Below are 20,193 nucleotides of genomic sequence, written 5' to 3' on the forward strand. Positions count from 1 at the left end.
GTTCTTTTGATAGGTGAACATTTGTTGAAAGCCGGATGTTTTAAAAAAAAGAAGAAAAAGCAGTGAAAACATTGGTATTTGCTACGAACAACGAACATAAGCTCCGGGAGGTGCGCGCCATGATGCCACCGGAGATCGAGGTGCTCGGTCTCTCGGATCTGAAATGCTCCGACGAGTTGCCCGAAACGTCATCTTCACTCGAAGGTAATGCGATGCAGAAAGCGCGCTACGTGAAAATGAAGCTCGGATACGATTGCTTCGCTGACGATACAGGGCTGGAGGTCGATGCGCTGTGCGGTGAGCCGGGGGTTTATTCGGCACGCTATGCCGGTCCGGAGTGCGACAACATTGCCAACATTCGCAAACTGCTCGGGAACCTCTCCGGGAAGTCCAACCGTAATGCACGGTTTCGTACCGTGATTGCACTAATTATCGAGGGCAATGAGTATCTGTTTGAAGGCATGATTTACGGACGTATCACACAAGTCATGCGGGGTACGAATGGCTTCGGGTACGATTCCGTATTCGTCCCCGACGGGTACAAACAAACCTTTGCCGAGCTGGACGAGGGTGTCAAAAACGGAATCAGTCATCGTGCGCGTGCCGTACGTAAACTGACCGGTTTCTTGAGCGGGCTGTAAACGGCAAGACCCTGTTATACGAAAGAAAGAGCAAGACCCATCTCTTTAACAAACGAAAAACAATCAACAGCAATGAATATCCGACATCTGATTCTTTTCCTGCTGGTTATCAGCACTTCCATCCGCTCACAACAGCATGAGAGATGGCGCACGTATCTGGCGAGTTACAATACGACAGCCGTAGCCGAGGCGGAAAACGACGTGTACGCCATGGCCGACGGTGCACTCTACGGCTACGGCAAAAACGACAACAGCGTGAAGATGTACACGAAGTTGAACGGATTGAGCGATTCCGACATCAAACTGATCCGCTACAACATGGATGTTCATATGTTGATGGTAGTCTATTCCAACGGAAATATCGACTTGATGAATCGCGACGGGATGTATAACCTGCCTTATCTTAAGAATGCAGGGAACATTCAGGATAAAACCCCGAACGAAATCAATTTCGTCGGAGAAAAGGCGTATCTGTCGACTCACTTCGGCATCGTGGTGATTGACATGAAAAAGAAAGAAGTTTTCGAGTCTTATAAGTTAGGCATGAAAGTGTATTCCTCATGCCTGCGCGGAGAGATGATCTATGCTTCTACCGAACGAGGCCTTTACACCGCGTCCACAAAAGATAACCTGATGGATTTCAATAACTGGAAGCAGCTTCCTATTCATGATGCAGACCTTGATAAAAAGAAAATCGTTCGCATCGGTATCTTTCAGGATAAACTCTGCCTCTGCATTCCAGGTGCCGGTCTCTACTACCGGAACGACGACGGACAAATCATACCGTTGGTGAAACAGATTTATATCGAAGGAATGACGATTCAGGGCGACCGTCTGTTGGCTCATACGGGTGGCGACCTTTACATCTACACTTCGCTCGAAAGTCCTGCCGAGACCGTTTCGCCCGGAGATGTCAAAGATGTATCCGCACTTAAGAATACGAATACCTACTGGATTGCATCCGGCACGAAAGGACTGATCGGCATCCGGCGAAAAAATGCGAACTCGTTTGAAACAATCGTTTCAGGGTTGAATATCGAGGGCCCTAAACGAAACTATAATGATCTTATGTTCATAAAAAAAGGAAAACTGCTCATTGCCGGAGGAACATATACTCCTACGGCGCGAGGGTATAGAGCAGGGACTCTGATGTCTTATGAAAACGGGAAATGGACAAACTTCGACGAAGGAGCTGCAGCAAAAGCGATCGGTTACGATATTCGTGATTTCTTAGACATTGCCGTCGATCCTGACGATGCGAATCATTACTTCGTTTCATCCTTTGGCGAAGGAGTCATCGAAATAAAAGATAATGCCTTTGTGCAATTATATAATCATAAGAACACACCGTTGCGACCAGCTCTTGAAACGGAGCAAGAACATTACGTGCGTGTTGGCGGTATTTGTTTCGATAAGAATAAAAATTTATGGATGACAAACTGTAGTGCCCCCAACGGTATTGTTGTACGGACTGTTGACGGGACCTGGAAGTCGTTATTCTTCAAAGGCGTAAGTAATGCTACTTTTATCGGTCGAATCATGATTACCTCCAAAGGGCACAAATGGGTCAATGTTCCGCGCGGCAATACAGGGATTCTTGTATTCGATGATAACGGTACGCCGACAGAACCTTCCGACGATAAGTCGAACTTTTTTGGCACATTAAAGAACGCTCGTGGAGAGGCGCTGAATCTAAATAACATTTATTGTATGGCCGAAGACCTGAACGGTGGAATATGGCTTGGCACAGATCAAGGGCCGATCATATGCTCTGCACCCGAGAATGCAATCAAAGACCCGAAAAACTTTTTTGGGAGTATGATTGTACGCCCCAACGATGACGGATCGAATGGTCTGTTCCTGAGTAGTGAACAAATCAATGCGATTGCGGTGGATGGCGGAAACCGTAAATGGATCGGAACCGGTAGCTCCGGGATATTTCTCATTAACCCCACCGGAACGGAAACCATCGAACACTTTACGGCCGATAATTCTCCTCTCCTTTCCGATAATATCCTGAGTATTGCCATCGATCATAAAACGGGCGAAGTCTTTATCGGCACCGATAAAGGCATCATCTCCTATCTCGGCACTGCCACCGAAGCCCGTTCTAACTACTCCGATGTGTATGCCTTTCCAAATCCTGTTCGCCCTGATTTCGATGGAAGTGTAACGATTACCGGCTTGATGGCCAACTCGAACATCAAGATTACCGATCTGAACGGGAACCTGATTTATCAGACAAAATCGGCCGGCGGCCAAGCTACATGGAACGGCCGTTCACATAACGGTCGACGTGTCGCCGCAGGGATCTACCTTGTCCTGGCCTCTACTCCGCAAGGCGCTGAAAGTGTAGTCACGAAAATTGCAGTCGTTCAATAAACGATTTTTTTAAATAAAGCGCAAAACATGGAAAAAACGGAGCCGCATTCTTAGGTTTCGTGTGTTTTTAACCGGTAAAGACCGAAAACGAAATCGCTGCGATGTTCTTTCAGATAGTCATCTTCGAATTGGAAAAGGCTTTCTAACAATTCACGACTTCTCCTGTCTGGAGTTGCAAAATGAAAAGCAATGTCTTTTAGCGCAAAAGCCAAGATATTGCCGCCAAACGGCTTCTCTTCTATCGTATGATAATATTCATGCACGGCAGGCATGATATTGGCCGAATCTACCGCTTCCGACGGATCAGCTAAGAAAACTCGAAGCCAACCGGTTCCGTAATAACGCTTTTTATACAACGACGTCTTGTAACGACGGCGATACGGTTTGTCTATCAACCGTATCGCCTTATTAATCGCTTGTATTTGCATACGAGAAAACTGAAATCGTGTCGCCCCAACATATTCGTTAATCAGAAGCATTCCTTCCGGCTTCAGACATTGCTTGATCTTTTTCCCCAATAACGTCCGGACATCACGAAAGTGATGGAGTGAATTGTTGAACATAACCATATCGAATCGCTCGGAAGCAAAATCATACTGTTCAATACTTTTACAGCAAAAGCTCAGATTATGCAGTCCTTTTTCCTTAGCTTGAGCAGCCGCCTCATCCAAATTGCCCTGATTGATGTCAAGGCAAACGATTTCCCTGAAGAGCGGACAGGATGCCAACACCAATTCATGCTGACAATATCCTGATCCCAAAGACAGGACACGCAATGGCGATTGAGCACCGGAAAGATATTTATTAATGAAATACGATTTGAAATCAATTTGTGAATCACCGGTTATCATTCGATTCCATCGTTCTTTTATTAATGGTATTTCCCACCAATTGGAAGTTCCTCCCAACGAAGCATCGAAAGCGCTAATGGATTTCTTTGTGCTGTTGAACGTCAGTTTGGACAAAAGAAAACGAATGCCCCGTTGATGCAACTTTACATACACATCAATCAAATCTTCCCATGTAATCCATCGTTTCATCTCTCAGTATACAAAACAGTTAAGATTAAAAACACGGGACAAATATATAAATAAATTTGTAGCAATCCGATTTTCGAACAAAAATTAAGTCAGAAAACAATATTTTTCTTTCAATGCGATTTATAAGTAGTAAGGTCATCATCATCTTCACACACGGTTCTCGATGCCTTGGCAGGAAAACCGTCATCCCGATTTTTATGAAAAGACCGTTTTTTTGTGTAGATTTGTCCGTTTCAAAAGCAAGAATAAAATAATGAAAGCAGCGAATTACCATTTTGCAGAAATGATATACCGTCAAGCCGAGAAATACGACGATCGGACGGAATTACTTCATCGTGAGCCGAAGAGTGGCAAATGGCTCAAAATTTCATGGGCAGAACTTGCCGACAAGGTCCGTTTGACTTCACAAGCCATGATCGAATACGGGATCGATATACAGGAGAATATCGGGATCTATGCGCAGAACATGCCGGAATGTTTCTTTACCTCATTCGGCGCTTACGGCATCCGTGCGGCTGAAGTGCCGATGTATCCGACAAATTCACCCGATCAGATCGCATACATTATCCGTGAAGCCGAGATACGTCTCCTCTTCGTCGGAGAACAGCAACAATATAACAATGCTTTCAAGGTACAGCAAGAAATGGGCAATACGCTGAAGAAACTCGTTATCTTCGACCGCAATGTGGTACGTTATCCCGAAGACCGGACATCGATCTACTTCGATGAATTCATCCGTCTCGGCGATAATGCGCATGCCGAGACCGGCACCAAAATCCGCCGCAACGAAGCCATCGATGGCGATATTGCCTTGATTGTCTACACTTCCGGCACGACGGGCGAACCGAAAGGCGTCATCCTCACCCACGCCAATCTGCGCGAAATGATGCGTATCCACGACATCCGCCTGCCGATGGTCAACGATCACGACTTGTCGATGTGCTTTCTTCCGCTCGTACATATCTTCGAAAAAGGCTGGGCTTGCTTTTGCCTCTACAAAGGCGTACGGATGGCGATCAACCGATATCCGAAAGAGATTCAGAAAACACTTCCCGAAATACGCCCGACCCTGATGTGCAACGTTCCGCGGTTCTGGGAAAAAGTATATAGCGGCGTACAGGAAAAGATCGAACAGTCACCGCAAATCACGCAGTGGCTGTTTCGCGATGCGATCAAAACGGGACGGCGTTATACCTTCGACTATCGGAATAGCGGCCGGAAACCGCCATTAGGACTGATGTTGAAATATTATCTCTACGATAAAACACTCTTCATCATGCTGAAAAAAGCCGTCGGGCTTCAACGCGGAACGCTCTTTCCCGTTGCCGGAGCCCCTTTGGCCGACAATATCGCCACGTTCCTCCTGTCGGTAAACATTCCAATCATCTATGGATACGGTCTCTCCGAAACAAGTGCCACCGTATGTTGCTATCCGACGAAGGGATATATTGTCGGGTCTATCGGCACCATCATGCCCGGCCTCGAGGTACGGATCGATGAAGCCACGAACGAGATTCTCGTCCGAGGTAAAACCGTCACTGCGGGGTATTACAAAAAACCGGAGGAAACGAAAAAGGCTTTTACCGACGACGGCTTCTTTCGTACCGGTGACGCCGGCCGGCTCGAAGGCAAAACACTCTATTTCCTCGAACGTATCAAAGACCTGTTCAAAACGTCGAACGGGAAATATATCGCTCCGCAGGCCATTGAAATGAGCCTGAGCGGCAATACTTACATCGAACAGTGCGCTGTCATCGCCGACGAACATAAGTTTGTCAGCGCTCTTATCGTACCGGCTTTTCCGGCACTCGAAGCCTACGCCCGCAAGAAAGGAATTGCTTACGGCGATCATCGCGAACTGATCGGGAAAGAAGAAATCGTACGTCTCTTTCAATCGAACATCGAAGAGTGCCAGAAACATTTTGCTTCGTTCGAGAAGATCAAACGCTTTACCTTGCTTTCCGAACCTTTTTCGATGGAGGAGGGCGAACTAACCGATACGCTTAAGCTGCGCCGCGGCGTAATCGCCCGTCGCTATGCAGCCCAGATCGCCGCGATGTATAAAGAGTAAGCAGAAAAGTGTACCTTTGCAAACAATTGGCTCATTCAATAAAACAGGCAGAAGGTCGGTGTTGGCAAAGCACCGGCTGTAAAGAACGATGATTGAACTTTTCTATACGGGTGTGATTATCGGTATTCTGGTCTCGGCTCCGATGGGGCCTATCGGGATGCTGTGTATCCAGCGAACCTTGTCGAAAGGACGATGGCACGGGTTTGTCAGCGGGCTGGGTGCGGCGCTGTCCGATGTCCTTTATGCGGCCTTTACCGGTTTGTTTATGGGACTCGTTGTGAACTTCGTGGAAGCTCATCAGCAGCCGCTCCGGATCTTCGGAAGCATTATGCTGGGCGTCTTCGGATATTACATTTTTCGCAGTAACCCGGTGAAACAGTTGAAGAAAAACAGGGAGCATAAGATGTCTTTCGTTCAGGATTTCGTATCAGCTTTTCTACTGACATTCAGCAATGTGTTGATTGTGCTCCTGTATATCGGGCTGTTTGCACGGTTTGCTTTTGTCTTTTCGGCCAGCGTGTGGGATGTACCGAGCGGGTTGGGAGGCATTGCCGTAGGAGCAGTCCTCTGGTGGTTTTTCGTCACCTATATCGTCTCCAAGCTTCGGCGCTGGTTTAACATCCGCGGTATCCGTATCCTGAACCAGATTGTGGGAAGCGTGATCCTCGTGCTCGCAGTCGTCGGAATTGTCTATGCCTTTATCGAATAAGTAAAACTTCTTAAATATCAGTACCCTCCATCAATTGGTTTAAATGATTTCGTGCTTTTGTGCCCATAATGGGACAAGTAAATACGCCGATATTCATCCCTTCAAAGCCAAGAATTAGAGCAAAACTTCAAGCACGTCTTTCGCATGCCTTGCCAAAGCATATCAATCAGAAGATAAAAAACGTGCTCCCCGAAAAGGAATCAATCAAGAAAGCTATGGATTAAGCATTTTCACGCGCTCGGCTACTTCTTCCATCAACCATTTGGGAGTGGATGTAGCGCCACAGATACCTACGCTACGGATATCCTCCGGAAGCGGCTCGGCAATATCGGCTGCCGAGGTGATAAATACCGAATGCGGATTGGCCTGAAGGCACTGTTCGAACAGCATTTGCCCGTTCGAGCTTTTCTTGCCGGCCACGAAATAGATACAATCATGTTGCAGCGCAAAATCGCGTATGTTCGGCAAACGATTGGCCACTTGCCGGCAGATCGTGTCGAAATATTGGAATGTTACGTCGGACGAAATCCTCGCGCGTATGCCTTCCACTACTTTCCCGAAGCCGTCAAGAGGTTTGGTGGTCTGTGAAAAAAGTATTATATCTCTATGAAAATCAAGTTTTTCGATATCGTCAAGCTTCTCAATCACGATGGCTGTCCCTTCTGTTTGTCCGACAAGCCCATTCACTTCGGCATGTCCTTTTTTGCCGTAAATCACTAATTGTGTTCCGTATTCTTTCGTTTCCTGATAACAGCGATGGATGCGTTTTTGCAATTGGAGTACAACCGGGCAGGTGGCGTCGATGATTTTAATCTGATTCTTTTGGGCAAGTGCGTAGGTCGAAGGCGGTTCACCATGTGCACGGAGCAGTACGGTACGGTTACGCAGATGTGCCAGATCCGCATGCCCGATCGTGTGAAGTCCCAATGCCTTCAGGCGCTCCATCTCGAGGCTGTTATGCACCAGATCACCTAAACTGTAAAGCTCATCGGTTTGCTTCAGCTCGCGTTCGGCACTTTGAATGGCTTTTACGACACCGAAACAAAAGCCCGATCCGCGATCTATCGTTACTTCTACCATGGTTTATTTTTCCGTTGCTTTACGAAACTCACGCATCAACCATGCTTGTTGTTCGGCGATGGTCATGTAAGTGTTATCTAATTCGATTGCATCGTCTGCTTTGCGAAGCGGGCTTTCGGCACGGGTCATATCCAACTTGTCACGTCCCTGTACATTCTTCAGAACTTCATCGAACGAAACGGGCTGTCCCTTCTCATTCATTTCTTTTACCCGTCTCTGTGCACGTATCTCGGCCGACGCGATTACGAAAATCTTTAGTTCTGCCTGTGGAAAAACGACCGTCCCGATGTCGCGGCCGTCCATTACGATGCCTCTTGCCTCTCCCATGGCTTGTTGTTTTGAGACAAGTGCATGACGAACAAACCCTAAAGCCGCAACCCGACTGACACGGTTCGATACTTCCATGCTACGAATCTCGGTCTCCACCGGTTCACCGTTCAGGAATGTTTCCGACATTCCCGTTTCGGGGTTCGGCCAAAAGGTAATATCTACGTTATCCATCGCTTGTTGCAATGCCGCTTCGTTTAGTGTGTCGCCATGAAAAAAGCCTTGACGTATCGCATATAGCGTCACTGCTCTGTACATCGCGCCGGTGTCGATGTAGGTATACCCGACGGCCTTGGCGAGCGCTCTTGCCATTGTACTCTTACCGCACGAGGAGAACCCGTCAACGGCCACAATGATTTTTTTCATATGCTCTGTGATGACTATACATTATATATTAAGGGTTCATTTCAGAGAGTGACATCGACAAACTCACCATTAGCGAAAGTGCCGACGGATGATAACGTGCCACCGATGCACCGATATCGAATCGGGATACATGCAAGCCGGCGCCGATCGAAAAACCGCCCAATCTGTTTCCCCCCTCTTTCAGCTTCATGTCCATGTTGGCCTTCGGATTATATCCCAGTCCGACCCAAAAATTGTCGGAGGGCAGAAAATCTACGCCGAACACGAGATGTTTGGCCAGTGTTTGAACAAAACTATCCTCGAGATTCTTTTCCGCCAGCGTCTCGTCTACATATTTGAACTTCCATTGCTTCAGATGCATGGCCGTTACGGATACACGGATCGGAGCATGCGCCATTCTTTTGGAAATTCCCATCTGAATGTCCCAAGGCAACTGCCTGCGTTCCGAATCGTATGCTTTCAGTTGTGCCCCGATATTTTTCAAGGCCACCCCGAAAGAGAGACCCTTTTCTTCGTCGTAATAGCTCAGCCCGGCATCAACCCCGATCCCGAACGACGAATATTCAGCCAGATGAGAGTATAACATCTTCATCGAGAGCCCCCCCCTCCATTTATCCGAAAGATCGTACGAATAAAAAGCCTGTACACTCATGTCTTTAGCCGAGAATTCTCCTTTGATCATCCGTGACGCATCGACTTCTTTAAAGTTGCCATAGCTGATGAAGGACCCTCCGATTCCCCAAGCACCTCGCTCGCGGTGGGCTTTGGTATAGATCGCACTGCCTACATGAATATCGCCAATATAACTCATGTAATTCAGGTTCACCATGCCGTCCATCTCTCCACCTAACAGGGCCGGACTGTGAAAAGCAAGCGACGGGTCAGCTTCGATCAGTGATACGGTATGCCCTCCCAAAGCATTGGCTCGTGCCGAGGTCGGAAAACGTAAAAACGTAAACACTTCGCCACCTTCCTGCGCCGTCAGAAACCAGGGTAAGAGGCACAGTAGCCCTCCGATTAATCGTATATTTCTTTTTCTCATTCTTTCAAAAGCGTGTGCAAAAGTACACAATTTTACCACTATGGTAATCTTTTCATACCACGATAATCATAACGGATAAAAACAAAAAAAGGTATTTGAAGGCTAACTTTTTTTCCGGGAATCAAAAAAAAAGCAAAAAAGCAAGTTTTTTTTCCGCTTTCACATGCAATCTGTAATTTTTTTGTCTATCTTTGCCTCCACGAGAATCAAATTAAGAGTAATCATTACTTAAAGAAGATAGCTATGGAAATCAAGAAATCGCGTAAAGCAGACCTTGAAGGAGGCAAAGGATTAAGCATCCTGATGGGGATAGTCGTTGGTTTAGCTGTGCTGTTTGTCGGTTTTGAATGGGGTACACAGGAAAAAACCATTCAGAAAGACGAAGGCATAGCCGATATCATCGCAGAAGAAGAAATTGATATTACAAGGCAAGAAGAAACGCCTCCGCCCCCTCCGCCTCCGCCCCCTGTGGAGCAAGTTGCCGAGGTGTTGAATGTGGTGGAAGACGATGTTGAAGTGGAAAATACCGATCTGTTGTCGTCAGAAGACAATCAGGCAGAGGCGCAAACGCAGACGTATGTTCCGCCTGTGGTAAAGGTGGAAGAAGAGGAAGAATCTTCTCAGCAGATCTTTATGGTGGTAGAGGAGATGCCCGAATTCCCCGGAGGGCAAGCGGCGTTGATGAGTTTTATTGCCAAATCGATTAAATATCCGGTGGTTGCGCAGGAGAATGGTATTCAGGGACGTGTTACTTGTTCCTTTGTGGTGAATAAAGACGGATCAATCGTGGACGCGGAGGTTATTCGCGGTATTGACCCTTCTCTAGATAAGGAGGCGCTCCGCGTAATCAACACCATGCCCAAGTGGAAGCCGGGTAAACAACGTGGAAAGCCGGTGCGTGTAAAATTTACAGTTCCGATTAATTTCCGTTTAAATCAGTAAGAAGCACATATACAAGCAGTAAAATTCTTTTTTCATTTCACAAAAAAGGTCGCCCTCTGAAAAAGCGGCCTTTTTTTTCATGTCTAAAATATGCTATCATTTGAAGATACGCTGCCGATCATTGAACATGCCGTTCGAGAGCTGCGGTTTGATGACCCACCACAGAGCCTTTTTGATCCGATTGTTTATACGCTTTCGTTGGGAGGTAAGCGCATTCGTCCTGCTTTCACCTTGATGGCGTGTAATCTTTACAGCTCTGAAGTAGAGCAGGCAATCAAACCCGCTCTCGGAATAGAAGTGTTTCATAATTTTACGTTGCTGCACGACGATCTGATGGATGAAGCTCGAAAGCGTCGGGGGCAACCGACGGTGCATGTCAAGTGGAACCGGAATACGGCGGTGCTCTCGGGAGATGCCATGCTCATCACGGCGTATCGTCTTATCGGGGAGACATCATCCGAACTGCTAAAAAAAATACTGGATTTGTTTACCCGGACAGCCTTGGAGATATGTGAAGGGCAACAGTATGATATGGAGTTTGAATCGAGGCCGGACGTGACAGAAGCGGAGTATCTTGAAATGATTCGTTTAAAAACGGCTGTACTGCTGGCTTGCAGCCTGAAAACAGGGGCGCTTATCGGCGGCGCTTCCGAGCATGAAGCGGATATTCTCTATCGCTTCGGCATCTATATCGGGTTGGCCTTTCAGTTACAGGATGATCTGCTCGATGTGTATGGCAGTCCGGAAACTTTCGGGAAAAATATCGGCGGAGATATTTTGTGCAACAAGAAGACATTTCTATTGATTCATACTTTGGCAAGCGCCTCGCCCGAACAAAAAGAACAGATTGTCTATTATCAGCATCCGGATAAAGCGGCATGCTATACGGCCGACGAAAAAATTAAGGCGATTACTTCTATTTATGATCAATTAAACATAAGGGAGCTGACACAAGAGCAGATGAAGCATTATTATAATCTTGCGATGGATGAATTAGCACTTCTGAAAATCCCTCAGGAGCGATTGTCCGAGTTACATCGTGTATGCCGTAAATTAATGAACCGCGAAAAATAAGTTTCCGGATAGCATGATGAAATGGATCGATACCCATACTCATATTTACGGAGAAGAGTTTAACGAAGACCGTAAAGAGATGATCGAACGGGCAAAAGAGGCTGGCGTTTTTGCTGCTCTGCTTCCGAATATCGATGCACAAAGTATTCCTGCTTTGTTTCGTGTTTGTGATGAATATCCGGATTTTGCTTATCCCATGATGGGGTTGCACCCGACAAGTATAGATGCTCGTTATGTGTCGCAGTTAATGTCGGTTGAGAAGGCTTTGACACGACGTGATTACTGTGGTATTGGGGAAATCGGGATCGATTTGTATTGGGATCGTTCGTTTCTGAAGGAGCAAAAACAAGCCTTTGAAGAGCAGTTGAGATGGAGCATCGACTTGGGACTTCCGGTCAGTATTCATACTCGTGAGGCGTATGAAGAAGTTTTTGACAGTATATATAAGGTGGGAAGTGATTGCTTGAAAGGGGTGTTTCATTGTTTCTCGGGGACATGCGAAGATTTGGAAGAGATTAAACGTCTGAAAGGTTTTAAGATCGGAATCAACGGGGTGCTTACATTTAAGAACTCCGTTTTGCCCGAAATTATTCGGACGGCGCCTCTCGAAATGTTATTGCTCGAAACTGATGCTCCTTATTTGGCACCGGTCCCTTACCGCGGAAAACGGAATGAAGTGGCTTATTTATGGGAGACGGCTTGCAAGACCGCCGAGATATTCGGAATCGATCTTGAAGAGCTTTCGGTTCATACGGAAAAGAATGCGTTAGAATTGTTTAACATTCCGATCGGCATTCCCGGTTTGAATGGCAAATAACACAAGTACAGCCTTTTCTGAATTGTTTTCGGAATACTTTCGTCTTTTAGATCACTGCTCCTGCCGACAAAAAAGTTTGCATATCATATTTTTTTCGTACTTTGCACTCGTTTTTGAAAGGCATACGATTCTGGAGAGATGCTCGAGTGGTTGAAGAGGCACGCCTGGAAAGCGTGTATACGCCAAAAGCGTATCGCGGGTTCGAATCCCGCTTTCTCCGCAGGCCCAATGGGAAATTCGCCAGAAGAAAAGTATAACGCTTATAAAATAATAGAATTTATTAACAAACAAATTAAAAATAACAAAAAAGAGAATTATTAATTTTAAATTAGCATCACTATGAAAAAGTTGTTTACAAAAGCAGTCTTAGGCGTTTGCGCCTTGGGAATCTCTACAGTAGCATTCGCTCAAGAAGCTGCAGAAGCTGTGGCTCCTGTGGAAGGGAGCATGCATCAAGCGTTAAAAACCAAGTTTATCGAAGGTGATGCCGGCTTCATGAGTCTGGTAGCGATCGCTTTGATCTTGGGTTTGGCATTTGTTCTGGAACGCATCATTTACCTGAACCTGGCTGACGTGAATCCGAACGGCATGTTGAACGATATTGAAGCTGCTCTTGACCGTGGAGATGTTGAAGGCGCCAAAGCGATTGCACGCGATACCAGAGGTCCGATTGCTTCGATTGCTTATCAAGGCCTGATGAGAATGGATCAGGGGATTGATGTGGTAGAGAAGTCGATCGTGTCGTATGGCGGTGTGCAAAGCGGTTTGTTGGAGAAGAACTTGTCGTGGATTACCTTGTTTATTGCGATGGCTCCTTCTTTGGGATTCTTGGGAACGGTGATCGGTATGATTATGGCGTTCGACAAAATCGAGCGCGTAGGGGATATCAGCCCGACGGTTGTTGCCGGTGGTATGAAAGTGGCCTTAATCACGACGGTGGGGGGATTGATCGTAGCCCTTATCCTCCAGGTGTTTTATAACTATCTGCTCAGCAAGTTGGAAGGGATTCTCAATAAAATGGAAGACGCTTCGATAACGTTGCTCGACATGGTTATCAAATACAATGTAAAATACAAAAAATAAGATCAGGCTATGGCAGTAACTAAAATAAGAAAGATGTCAAGTTGGACATTGCTGGGCGTCATGATTGTCAGTGTAATCGTCTTTGCGATGTTCTACTTTGGTGGAGTCGTTGATTCTGCTGCTGAGAAAACCGAACCGATCAATACTTCCTTGTTATTATATTGGTGCTATGTCGTATTTGGCATTGCCGTTGCGCTTTTATTGTTGTTCGGTTTGGCACAATTTCTTACAACGCTCAAGTCAAAACCTAAAGCAGCTGTCAGTTCTTTAGCGGTACTGATCGCTTTTCTGGCGATGTTGGGAATTACTTATGCAATCGGAGATGTAACTCCACTGCCCGGCATCAATGCAGATTCAGCTCAATATAATGTAGCGAGTTGGCTGAAAATATCGGACATGTGGATCTATTCCATTTACATTCTGTTGGGATTGTCCGTTTTAGCCATCATAGGAGGCTCTGTTAAAAAAGTATTCAGCAAGTAAAACGCATAACAAGAAAGAAAATGGGTAAAAAAAGAAAAGTTCCGGGAATTAATGGATCTTCTTCTGCCGACATCGCTTTCATGTTGTTGCTCTTCTTCCTTTTGACGACCTCGATGGATACCGATATGGGATTAGCGCGAAGGCTTCCCCGTCCTCCTGAAAACAGGAACAGGATCAAGAAATTGATATCAAAAAGAGGAATATGCTTGTCGTGCTGATCAGTTCCACGAATCAAGTATTATGCGGAGACGAATACATGGATGTGAAACAGATTCGGGCAAAAGCGAAGGAGTTTATCGCGAATGTGAATAATGATCCAAACTTGCCGGAAAAAGAAGAAATTGATGTGCCGTTCTTTGGCAAAATGATGGTGACGAAATCGCACATTATTTCATTAAAGAATGACCGCGGTACGCAGTATCAGGCTTATATCAATGTGCAGAACGAATTGGCTGCGGCCTACAATGAATTGCGTGACGAAATATCCAAACAGAAGTGGAATAAAACGTTTGCGGAATTGAATCCGGAGCAGCAAAAGGCTGTTCAGACCATCTATCCGCAGAAGATATCGGAGGCAGAGCCGAAGAATTACGGTGAGAAAAAAACAAATTAAAAAAGGAGGAATATAATGGGAAAGTTTAATAAATCGGGAGGACGTGAGATGCCCGAATTGAACACGGCGTCATTGCCCGACTTGGTATTCGCCTTTCTGTTTTTCATCATGATGGTAACGACAATGCGTGAGGTGACGTTGAAAGTTCAGTTTCGTGCGCCACAGGCTACTGAGCTTCAGAAGCTGGAGAAAAAATCGTTGGTGACATTTATCTATGTCGGAAAGCCGATGCCGGAATATCAGGCTAAGATGGGTTCGGAAAGTCGCCTTCAGTTGAACGATGCATTTGCGGAAGTTTCTGAGGTAGGAAGTTATATTGGTCAGGAGAAATCGAGTATGAAGGAAGAAGATCAACCTTTCATGACCGTTTCTATTAAAGCCGACTATGACACGAAGATGGGACTTGTTACAGACCTGAAGCAGGCTCTTCGTGAGGCATACGCACTCAAGATCAGTTATTCGGCACGCAAGAAAGTCGATTGATCATGAATATTTGAGAGTGATTCGACAAAGGGTTGAACATCTTCTGTAAAAGGAGAATTTCAGCCCTTTGCCTATTTCTTCTCAAACGAATGACATAAAAAATGGGGAGATAAAATTAAATCGATAAAAAGATTCGCACTGTACTAAAGCATCATGCAAAACTCTAATATTGAAAAAACGATGGCATCATACGAATTAGACAAATTAGATGAAAAAATCCTTAAACTTATCATAGGAGATGCACGTAAACCGTTTCTTGAGGTTGCGCGGGTATGTAATGTTTCCGGAGCTGCAATTCATCAACGGGTGCAGAAATTGATCCATACAGGAGTGATTAGAGGCTCCGAATTTATGCTTGACTATCGTATGGTCGGGTATAAAACATGTGCTTATATGGGGCTTTTTCTTCAGGAACCGGGACAATTCACTTCGATCGTTGAGGCGTTAAAGGATATTCCGGAAGTTGTCGAGTGCTATTATACGACAGGTAAGTACGATCTTTTTATTAAAATCTATGCGCGAGATAACGAACATCTGCTTAAGGTTATTCATGACAGACTCCAACCGCTCGGACTAGCTCGTACGGAGACGTTGATTTCACTTAAAGAAGGGTTTCGCAGGCATTTGCCGATCGATTTTAACAGAGAAAACAGTAAAGAAAAAAAGGTAAAGTGAAAAGCTTGGCTGGGCATGTTGTAGCGATTAACGAGGTCCCCCAAAATACGGCTTTTTTCTTATCAATGAGGCATGTTGGCTAAATGATTATTTCCGGGACAGCCTGTTTTTAGCTAATCGCTGTTGATAACAATTTAAACGGTGGTGCATTGTATGTCGAAAAGCAGTTGTCATTCAAATAAAAGACCGTGGTCGAGCAGAATCGGCTACGGTCTTTTTTAGGATGAGGAAACAAGCAATCGATTATCCGCCGAGGAATCCCAGCAGGATACCGGCTGCAACAGCCGAACCGATAACGCCTGCCACATTCGGACCCATGGCGTGCATCAGCAAGTAGTTGCTCGGATCATACTCCAACCCGACGGTTTGCGAGATACGCGCCGAGTCCGGTACGGCCGATACCCCGGAGTTTCCGATCAAGGGGTTAATCTTGTTACCCTCTTTCAGGAAAATATTGAAGAACTTCACGAACAGGATTCCTGCACACGTAGCAATCACGAATGATAAGGCTCCCAGCATAAAAATCTTAATCGAGTCCAAAGTAAGGAATTGGGTCGCTTGTGTAGAGGCGCCGACTGTCACTCCCAACAGAATCGTAATCGTATCGATTAGCGGCCCGCGGGCGGTCTCTGCCAAACGACGAGTTACTCCGCTTTCTTTTAGCAAATTGCCAAAGAAGAGCATTCCCAAGAGCGGTAAGCCCGAAGGAACGAGAAAGCACGTGAGCAAGAGGCCGATGATCGGGAAGATAATCTTTTCGGTCTGTGATACGGCCCGCGGAGGTTTCATCCGGATCAGCCGCTCCTTTTTCGTTGTTAATATACGCATAAAAGGAGGTTGAATGATGGGTACGAGTGCCATATACGAATAGGCTGACACCGCGATGGCTCCCATCAGGTTAGGGGCTAACTTGGATGAGAGGAAGATGGCCGTGGGGCCGTCTGCGCCGCCGATGATGCCGATAGCTCCTGCCTGACTCGGTTCGAATCCCATTTGCAATGCAATGATATAGGCGCCGAAAATACCGAATTGAGCAGCTGCTCCGATCAACATCAGCTTTGGATTCGAGATCAATGCCGAGAAGTCCGTCATCGCGCCAATACCTAAAAAGATAAGCGGGGGATACCATCCTTTCACCACGCCCTGATACAAGATGTTGAGTACGGATCCTTCTTCGTAAATGCCCACCTGCAATCCCGCATCTTTGAACGGAATGTTTCCGATCAGGATACCGAATCCGATCGGGATCAGCAGCATGGGTTCGAACTCATATCTGATTGCCAAGAAGATAAACAGGAGTCCGACCAGAATCATGATCAGGTGTCCCCCGGTTGCATTGGCGAATCCTGTATAGGAGAGAAACGTCTGCATGTTCTCTCCCAAAAATGATAAGAAGCTTTCCTGCATGACTTTTCTTATTTAAGAATGATCAAATCGGTACCTTCCAGTACAGAATCGCCTTTGTTTACTTTAATTTCGGCAACTTCTCCGTCGCGGTCGGCCTGAATGGTATTTTCCATCTTCATCGCTTCGAGAACGAGCAATTTCTGACCTTTCTTAACGGTATCACCCGCCTTGCAGTCGATGCTCAGGATTACTCCCGGTAGCGGTGATTTAATAGCCCCTTTTCCTCCGCCGCTTGACGGACGCGCTACGACCGGTGCGCCGGTTGATGTCGTGGGGGCTTGTGCCGGGCGTTTAACGGCGGCTACCGTCTTTTTCGCCGGTTTGTCCATCACTACCTTGTACGGCGTACCATTCACTTCCACTTCTGCGATGTCATCTTCTACGCGGTTTACCGTCACGTTATAGAGGTTGCCGTTGATTGTATATTTAAATTGTTTCATTGATTTAATTGTTAGTAATTGTATAAAATAAGACCTTTTTTCTCGTTCACTTTTTATCCGGCAAACTGCGTAATCCGTAGATTTTAGAACTCCATGGCGAATAATTTCGTGTGACCCTGTGAATCGTCAGTACCGTATTCTCAAAGTCATGCGCATCTTCAGCCACCTCGTAGAGTGCCGTTGCTATGGCGGCAAATACGGCTCCGGGTTCGTTGGTGTTGTGGGTTACCGAACGTCCCCCGCTGACTTTCTCCGCTCTGCGGCGACTCATCTTAATCGCACTGCGTCCCACCTGTTTGAATATGAGGTAGAGCAAGAGCAAGCCGAGGAATACGACGGTCATAGCCGTGAGTGTCATGCCGACTCCGAACGAGTCGTTACGCTGAAAGTTTTCGATTTTTTCGTTCGAATCGAGCGTTTTGTTATTCGTGTCGGGAGTGACTTTCGAAAGTGCTTCCCAAGTGCCCACTCCGTCGAGGGTCAGACCGTAACTGACGTCGGGCTGCTGACCGGTAGGAATGGTAACCTGATCAATCAGGGTCTTTCCATCCGAGTCGAAGAAAAAGAGACGGTTCTCTTTTTGGGGATCGAGTACAAAGTTCAAATGAAACGTTCCGTGAAACGGTCTGTTATCAGCCCAGAATAACACATGCTGACGGGGAGGGATTTTGGTTTTCACGTCTCCTTTCGGGATCATGTATTTTTTGGGATCGCTCGGATCGTTCGAGATGTAACATCCTCTGATGTCGACTGTTCCGGGCGAGTTGTTGTACAATTCAATCCATCCGCTTCGTGAACCGTATTCGTCGACGAAATTATCGACATTGATGACAAGCACTTCGTTCAGGCGTATGGATGAGGTTGACTGCCCGTTGGCATAGAAACCGCCGATCAGCATCAGTATGGCTAAAAATATTCCTGTTTTCTTCATTTTTCAAATTCTGATAATAAATTACAAAGGAATATTTCCGTGTTTCTTTGCCGGGTTCGTCAGCTTTTTCGTATGAAGTTGCTGCAATGCGCGAATGATGCGGAAACGGGTGTTACGCGGTTCGATCACATCGTCGATATAGCCGTATTTCGCTGCGTTATACGGGTTGGTGAAGAGTTTATTGTATTCCTCTACTTTTTCGGTCATCAAGGTCGCGGGATCAGCCGCTTCTTTCAGTTCTTTGGCATACAGTACTTCGGCTGCACCCGATCCGCCCATGACGGCGATTTCGGCTGTCGGCCATGCGTAGTTCATGTCACCGCGCAGCTGTTTACAGCTCATCACAATATGCGATCCGCCATACGATTTGCGCAACGTAACGGTAACTTTGGGTACGGTTGCTTCACCGTATGCGTAAAGCAGCTTGGCTCCGTGCAGGATGACCGCATTGTATTCCTGCCCTGTTCCGGGAAGGAAGCCGGGTACGTCGACGAGTGTGACGATCGGGATGTTAAAAGCATCGCAGAAACGTACGAAGCGTGCGCCTTTGCGTGATGCGTTGCAATCCAGTACTCCTGCCAGAAATTTGGGCTGGTTGGCTACGATGCCGACGGACTGGCCGTTGAATCGAGCAAAGCCAATGATGATATTTTTGGCGTAGCTGGGCTGTATTTCAAAGAATTCGTTATTATCAACGATGGTCCGGATCACTTCGTACATATCGTAGGCCTGGTTGGCGCTGTCGGGGATGATCTCGTTCAGGTTGTCGTCGAGACGGTCAATCGGGTCATTGCATTCCGTATAGGGAGCTTCTTCCAGATTGTTCTGCGGGATATAGCTGAGCAACTGGCGAATCATGGCAAGTCCTTCTTCTTCGGTAGCTGCCGTAAAGTGGGTAACCCCCGATTTCGTAGAGTGAACGCTTGCTCCACCCAGATTTTCCTGGGTCACATCCTCCCCTGTTACGGTTTTCACCACTTTCGGCCCGGTGAGGAACATGTACGATGTGCCTTCGGTCATCAGGGTGAAGTCGGTCAATGCCGGCGAGTAAACCGCTCCGCCGGCACACGGTCCGAAGATTCCCGAAATTTGCGGGATCACACCCGATGCGAGAATATTACGCTGGAAGATTTCCGAATAGCCGGCCAAGGCGTTGATACCTTCTTGAATACGGGCGCCTCCCGAGTCATTGATCCCGATACAGGGGGCTCCCATCTTCATGGCCATATCCATGACTTTGCATATTTTTTGCGACATCGTTTCCGACAGAGAGCCACCGAACACGGTGAAATCCTGTGCAAAAACGTAGACAAGCCGTCCGCCGATCGTACCGCATCCGGTCACCACCCCGTCGCCGAGAATTTTCTTCTTATCTTGTCCGAAGTTCACACAGCGGTGTTCGACAAACATATCCATTTCTTCAAAGCTCCCTTCATCCAGCAGCATGTTAATACGTTCACGAGCTGTATATTTCCCTCTTTCGTGCTGTTTCTCGATCGCTTTTTCACCGCCGCCCAAGCGTGCTTTCTCACGCAGGGCAATCAGTTCTTTTATCTTCTCAAGTTGATTACTCATTATTTTTGATGT

19 protein-coding genes, 1 tRNA gene and 1 pseudogene are annotated in these 20,193 nt (G+C 46.6%); 13 read left to right on the plus strand and 8 right to left on the minus strand.

The window, feature by feature from the left end; all coding sequences use genetic code 11:
* The first annotated feature begins 119 nt into the window (after nt 1-119).
* Both rdgB and porZ read left to right on the plus strand, forming a co-directional pair.
* On the plus strand, nt 120-641 hold the full coding sequence (gene rdgB, locus BFO_RS04130) for an RdgB/HAM1 family non-canonical purine NTP pyrophosphatase (RefSeq protein ID WP_046472633.1): 522 nt from the start codon (nt 120-122) through the stop codon (nt 639-641).
* Between the two features lie 72 nt (nt 642-713).
* Nucleotides 714-3,023 (plus strand): type IX secretion system anionic LPS delivery protein PorZ, encoded by a 2,310-nt coding sequence (gene porZ, locus BFO_RS04135; RefSeq protein ID WP_014224369.1) that lies wholly within the window; start codon nt 714-716, stop codon nt 3,021-3,023.
* A gap of 50 nt (nt 3,024-3,073) precedes the next feature.
* Here the strand turns inward: porZ and BFO_RS04140 are convergent, their stop codons facing one another.
* The gene (locus BFO_RS04140; protein ID WP_014224370.1) at nt 3,074-4,063 is read right to left on the minus strand and encodes a class I SAM-dependent methyltransferase; all 990 of its coding nucleotides are present in this window, start codon (nt 4,061-4,063) and stop codon (nt 3,074-3,076) included.
* A gap of 253 nt (nt 4,064-4,316) precedes the next feature.
* Here BFO_RS04140 and BFO_RS04145 point away from each other — a divergent pair, with 253 nt between their 5' ends.
* Together BFO_RS04145 and BFO_RS04150 are read left to right on the plus strand one after the other, a co-directional pair.
* Complete coding sequence (locus tag BFO_RS04145; RefSeq protein WP_041591110.1) at nt 4,317-6,134, plus strand: AMP-dependent synthetase/ligase; 1,818 nt, start codon at nt 4,317-4,319, stop codon at nt 6,132-6,134.
* A gap of 88 nt (nt 6,135-6,222) precedes the next feature.
* A complete protein-coding gene (locus BFO_RS04150; protein WP_014224372.1) occupies nt 6,223-6,843 on the plus strand; it encodes a LysE family translocator in 621 nt (206 codons plus the stop codon).
* 213 nt (nt 6,844-7,056) lie between these two features.
* Here BFO_RS04150 and BFO_RS04155 read toward each other — a convergent pair whose 3' ends face one another.
* From BFO_RS04155 to porQ, 3 genes are read right to left on the minus strand one after another with little or no spacing between them, the layout of a single operon-like run.
* Complete coding sequence (locus tag BFO_RS04155; protein WP_014224374.1) at nt 7,057-7,923, minus strand: 4-hydroxy-3-methylbut-2-enyl diphosphate reductase; 867 nt, start codon at nt 7,921-7,923, stop codon at nt 7,057-7,059.
* 3 nt (nt 7,924-7,926) lie between these two features.
* Nucleotides 7,927-8,616, minus strand: a complete 690-nt coding sequence (gene cmk / locus BFO_RS04160; RefSeq protein WP_014224375.1) for a (d)CMP kinase — start codon at nt 8,614-8,616, stop codon at nt 7,927-7,929.
* 28 nt (nt 8,617-8,644) lie between these two features.
* On the minus strand, nt 8,645-9,658 hold the full coding sequence (gene porQ / locus BFO_RS04165; protein WP_041590664.1) for a type IX secretion system protein PorQ: 1,014 nt from the start codon (nt 9,656-9,658) through the stop codon (nt 8,645-8,647).
* Between the two features lie 243 nt (nt 9,659-9,901).
* Here porQ and BFO_RS04170 point away from each other — a divergent pair, with 243 nt between their 5' ends.
* The 9 genes and pseudogenes from BFO_RS04170 (at nt 9,902) to BFO_RS04210 (ending at nt 15,828) form a co-directional block, all read left to right on the plus strand.
* Nucleotides 9,902-10,600 carry an energy transducer TonB gene (locus BFO_RS04170; RefSeq protein ID WP_014224377.1) on the plus strand — a complete coding sequence of 233 codons (699 nt, stop codon included), beginning with the start codon at nt 9,902-9,904 and terminating at the stop codon, nt 10,598-10,600.
* Nucleotides 10,601-10,690: 90 nt separating this feature from the next.
* Nucleotides 10,691-11,674 carry a polyprenyl synthetase family protein gene (locus BFO_RS04175; protein WP_014224378.1) on the plus strand — a complete coding sequence of 328 codons (984 nt, stop codon included), beginning with the start codon at nt 10,691-10,693 and terminating at the stop codon, nt 11,672-11,674.
* Between the two features lie 16 nt (nt 11,675-11,690).
* Nucleotides 11,691-12,491, plus strand: coding sequence for a TatD family hydrolase (locus tag BFO_RS04180; RefSeq protein WP_041591111.1), 801 nt, complete (start codon nt 11,691-11,693; stop codon nt 12,489-12,491).
* Nucleotides 12,492-12,623: 132 nt separating this feature from the next.
* Nucleotides 12,624-12,711, plus strand: a tRNA-Ser gene (locus BFO_RS04185).
* A gap of 119 nt (nt 12,712-12,830) precedes the next feature.
* Nucleotides 12,831-13,574 carry a MotA/TolQ/ExbB proton channel family protein gene (locus BFO_RS04190; protein ID WP_014224380.1) on the plus strand — a complete coding sequence of 248 codons (744 nt, stop codon included), beginning with the start codon at nt 12,831-12,833 and terminating at the stop codon, nt 13,572-13,574.
* 9 nt (nt 13,575-13,583) lie between these two features.
* Nucleotides 13,584-14,057, plus strand: a complete 474-nt coding sequence (locus BFO_RS04195; RefSeq protein ID WP_041590665.1) for a hypothetical protein — start codon at nt 13,584-13,586, stop codon at nt 14,055-14,057.
* 20 nt (nt 14,058-14,077) lie between these two features.
* Nucleotides 14,078-14,670: pseudogene (locus BFO_RS14010) on the plus strand (biopolymer transporter ExbD).
* Nucleotides 14,671-14,685: 15 nt separating this feature from the next.
* Nucleotides 14,686-15,153, plus strand: a complete 468-nt coding sequence (locus tag BFO_RS04205; protein WP_014224382.1) for an ExbD/TolR family protein — start codon at nt 14,686-14,688, stop codon at nt 15,151-15,153.
* Between the two features lie 180 nt (nt 15,154-15,333).
* Nucleotides 15,334-15,828: an Lrp/AsnC family transcriptional regulator gene (locus BFO_RS04210; protein WP_041591112.1), complete on the plus strand. Its 495-nt coding sequence runs from the start codon at nt 15,334-15,336 to the stop codon at nt 15,826-15,828.
* A gap of 243 nt (nt 15,829-16,071) precedes the next feature.
* Here the strand turns inward: BFO_RS04210 and BFO_RS04215 are convergent, their stop codons facing one another.
* From BFO_RS04215 to BFO_RS04230, 4 genes are read right to left on the minus strand one after another with little or no spacing between them, the layout of a single operon-like run.
* Nucleotides 16,072-17,235 (minus strand): sodium ion-translocating decarboxylase subunit beta, encoded by a 1,164-nt coding sequence (locus tag BFO_RS04215; RefSeq protein ID WP_014224384.1) that lies wholly within the window; start codon nt 17,233-17,235, stop codon nt 16,072-16,074.
* An 8-nt stretch (nt 17,236-17,243) separates the two neighbouring features.
* On the minus strand, nt 17,244-17,675 hold the full coding sequence (locus BFO_RS04220; protein WP_014224385.1) for an acetyl-CoA carboxylase biotin carboxyl carrier protein: 432 nt from the start codon (nt 17,673-17,675) through the stop codon (nt 17,244-17,246).
* A gap of 46 nt (nt 17,676-17,721) precedes the next feature.
* Nucleotides 17,722-18,606 carry a lamin tail domain-containing protein gene (locus BFO_RS04225; protein WP_014224386.1) on the minus strand — a complete coding sequence of 295 codons (885 nt, stop codon included), beginning with the start codon at nt 18,604-18,606 and terminating at the stop codon, nt 17,722-17,724.
* 21 nt (nt 18,607-18,627) lie between these two features.
* Nucleotides 18,628-20,181: an acyl-CoA carboxylase subunit beta gene (locus tag BFO_RS04230; RefSeq protein ID WP_014224387.1), complete on the minus strand. Its 1,554-nt coding sequence runs from the start codon at nt 20,179-20,181 to the stop codon at nt 18,628-18,630.
* Between the last annotated feature and the right edge of the window lie 12 nt (nt 20,182-20,193).

Origin of the sequence: Tannerella forsythia 92A2 (assembly GCF_000238215.1) — a bacterium.
GTDB classification, from domain to species: Bacteria; Bacteroidota; Bacteroidia; order Bacteroidales; family Tannerellaceae; genus Tannerella; species Tannerella forsythia.

Excerpts from the sequence above, each read along its gene's own strand:
- rdgB (WP_046472633.1), top strand. The coding sequence starts at position 120 with ATGATGCCACCGGAGATCGAGGTGCTCGGTCTCTCGGATCTGAAATGC.
- porZ (WP_014224369.1), top strand. The coding sequence starts at position 714 with ATGAATATCCGACATCTGATTCTTTTCCTGCTGGTTATCAGCACTTCC.
- BFO_RS04140 (WP_014224370.1), bottom strand. The coding sequence starts at position 4,063 with ATGAAACGATGGATTACATGGGAAGATTTGATTGATGTGTATGTAAAG.
- BFO_RS04145 (WP_041591110.1), top strand. The coding sequence starts at position 4,317 with ATGAAAGCAGCGAATTACCATTTTGCAGAAATGATATACCGTCAAGCC.
- BFO_RS04150 (WP_014224372.1), top strand. The coding sequence starts at position 6,223 with ATGATTGAACTTTTCTATACGGGTGTGATTATCGGTATTCTGGTCTCG.
- BFO_RS04155 (WP_014224374.1), bottom strand. The coding sequence starts at position 7,923 with ATGGTAGAAGTAACGATAGATCGCGGATCGGGCTTTTGTTTCGGTGTC.
- cmk (WP_014224375.1), bottom strand. The coding sequence starts at position 8,616 with ATGAAAAAAATCATTGTGGCCGTTGACGGGTTCTCCTCGTGCGGTAAG.
- porQ (WP_041590664.1), bottom strand. The coding sequence starts at position 9,658 with ATGAGAAAAAGAAATATACGATTAATCGGAGGGCTACTGTGCCTCTTA.
- BFO_RS04170 (WP_014224377.1), top strand. The coding sequence starts at position 9,902 with ATGGAAATCAAGAAATCGCGTAAAGCAGACCTTGAAGGAGGCAAAGGA.
- BFO_RS04175 (WP_014224378.1), top strand. The coding sequence starts at position 10,691 with ATGCTATCATTTGAAGATACGCTGCCGATCATTGAACATGCCGTTCGA.
- BFO_RS04180 (WP_041591111.1), top strand. The coding sequence starts at position 11,691 with ATGAAATGGATCGATACCCATACTCATATTTACGGAGAAGAGTTTAAC.
- BFO_RS04190 (WP_014224380.1), top strand. The coding sequence starts at position 12,831 with ATGAAAAAGTTGTTTACAAAAGCAGTCTTAGGCGTTTGCGCCTTGGGA.
- BFO_RS04195 (WP_041590665.1), top strand. The coding sequence starts at position 13,584 with ATGGCAGTAACTAAAATAAGAAAGATGTCAAGTTGGACATTGCTGGGC.
- BFO_RS04205 (WP_014224382.1), top strand. The coding sequence starts at position 14,686 with ATGGGAAAGTTTAATAAATCGGGAGGACGTGAGATGCCCGAATTGAAC.
- BFO_RS04210 (WP_041591112.1), top strand. The coding sequence starts at position 15,334 with ATGGCATCATACGAATTAGACAAATTAGATGAAAAAATCCTTAAACTT.
- BFO_RS04215 (WP_014224384.1), bottom strand. The coding sequence starts at position 17,235 with ATGCAGGAAAGCTTCTTATCATTTTTGGGAGAGAACATGCAGACGTTT.
- BFO_RS04220 (WP_014224385.1), bottom strand. The coding sequence starts at position 17,675 with ATGAAACAATTTAAATATACAATCAACGGCAACCTCTATAACGTGACG.
- BFO_RS04225 (WP_014224386.1), bottom strand. The coding sequence starts at position 18,606 with ATGAAGAAAACAGGAATATTTTTAGCCATACTGATGCTGATCGGCGGT.
- BFO_RS04230 (WP_014224387.1), bottom strand. The coding sequence starts at position 20,181 with ATGAGTAATCAACTTGAGAAGATAAAAGAACTGATTGCCCTGCGTGAG.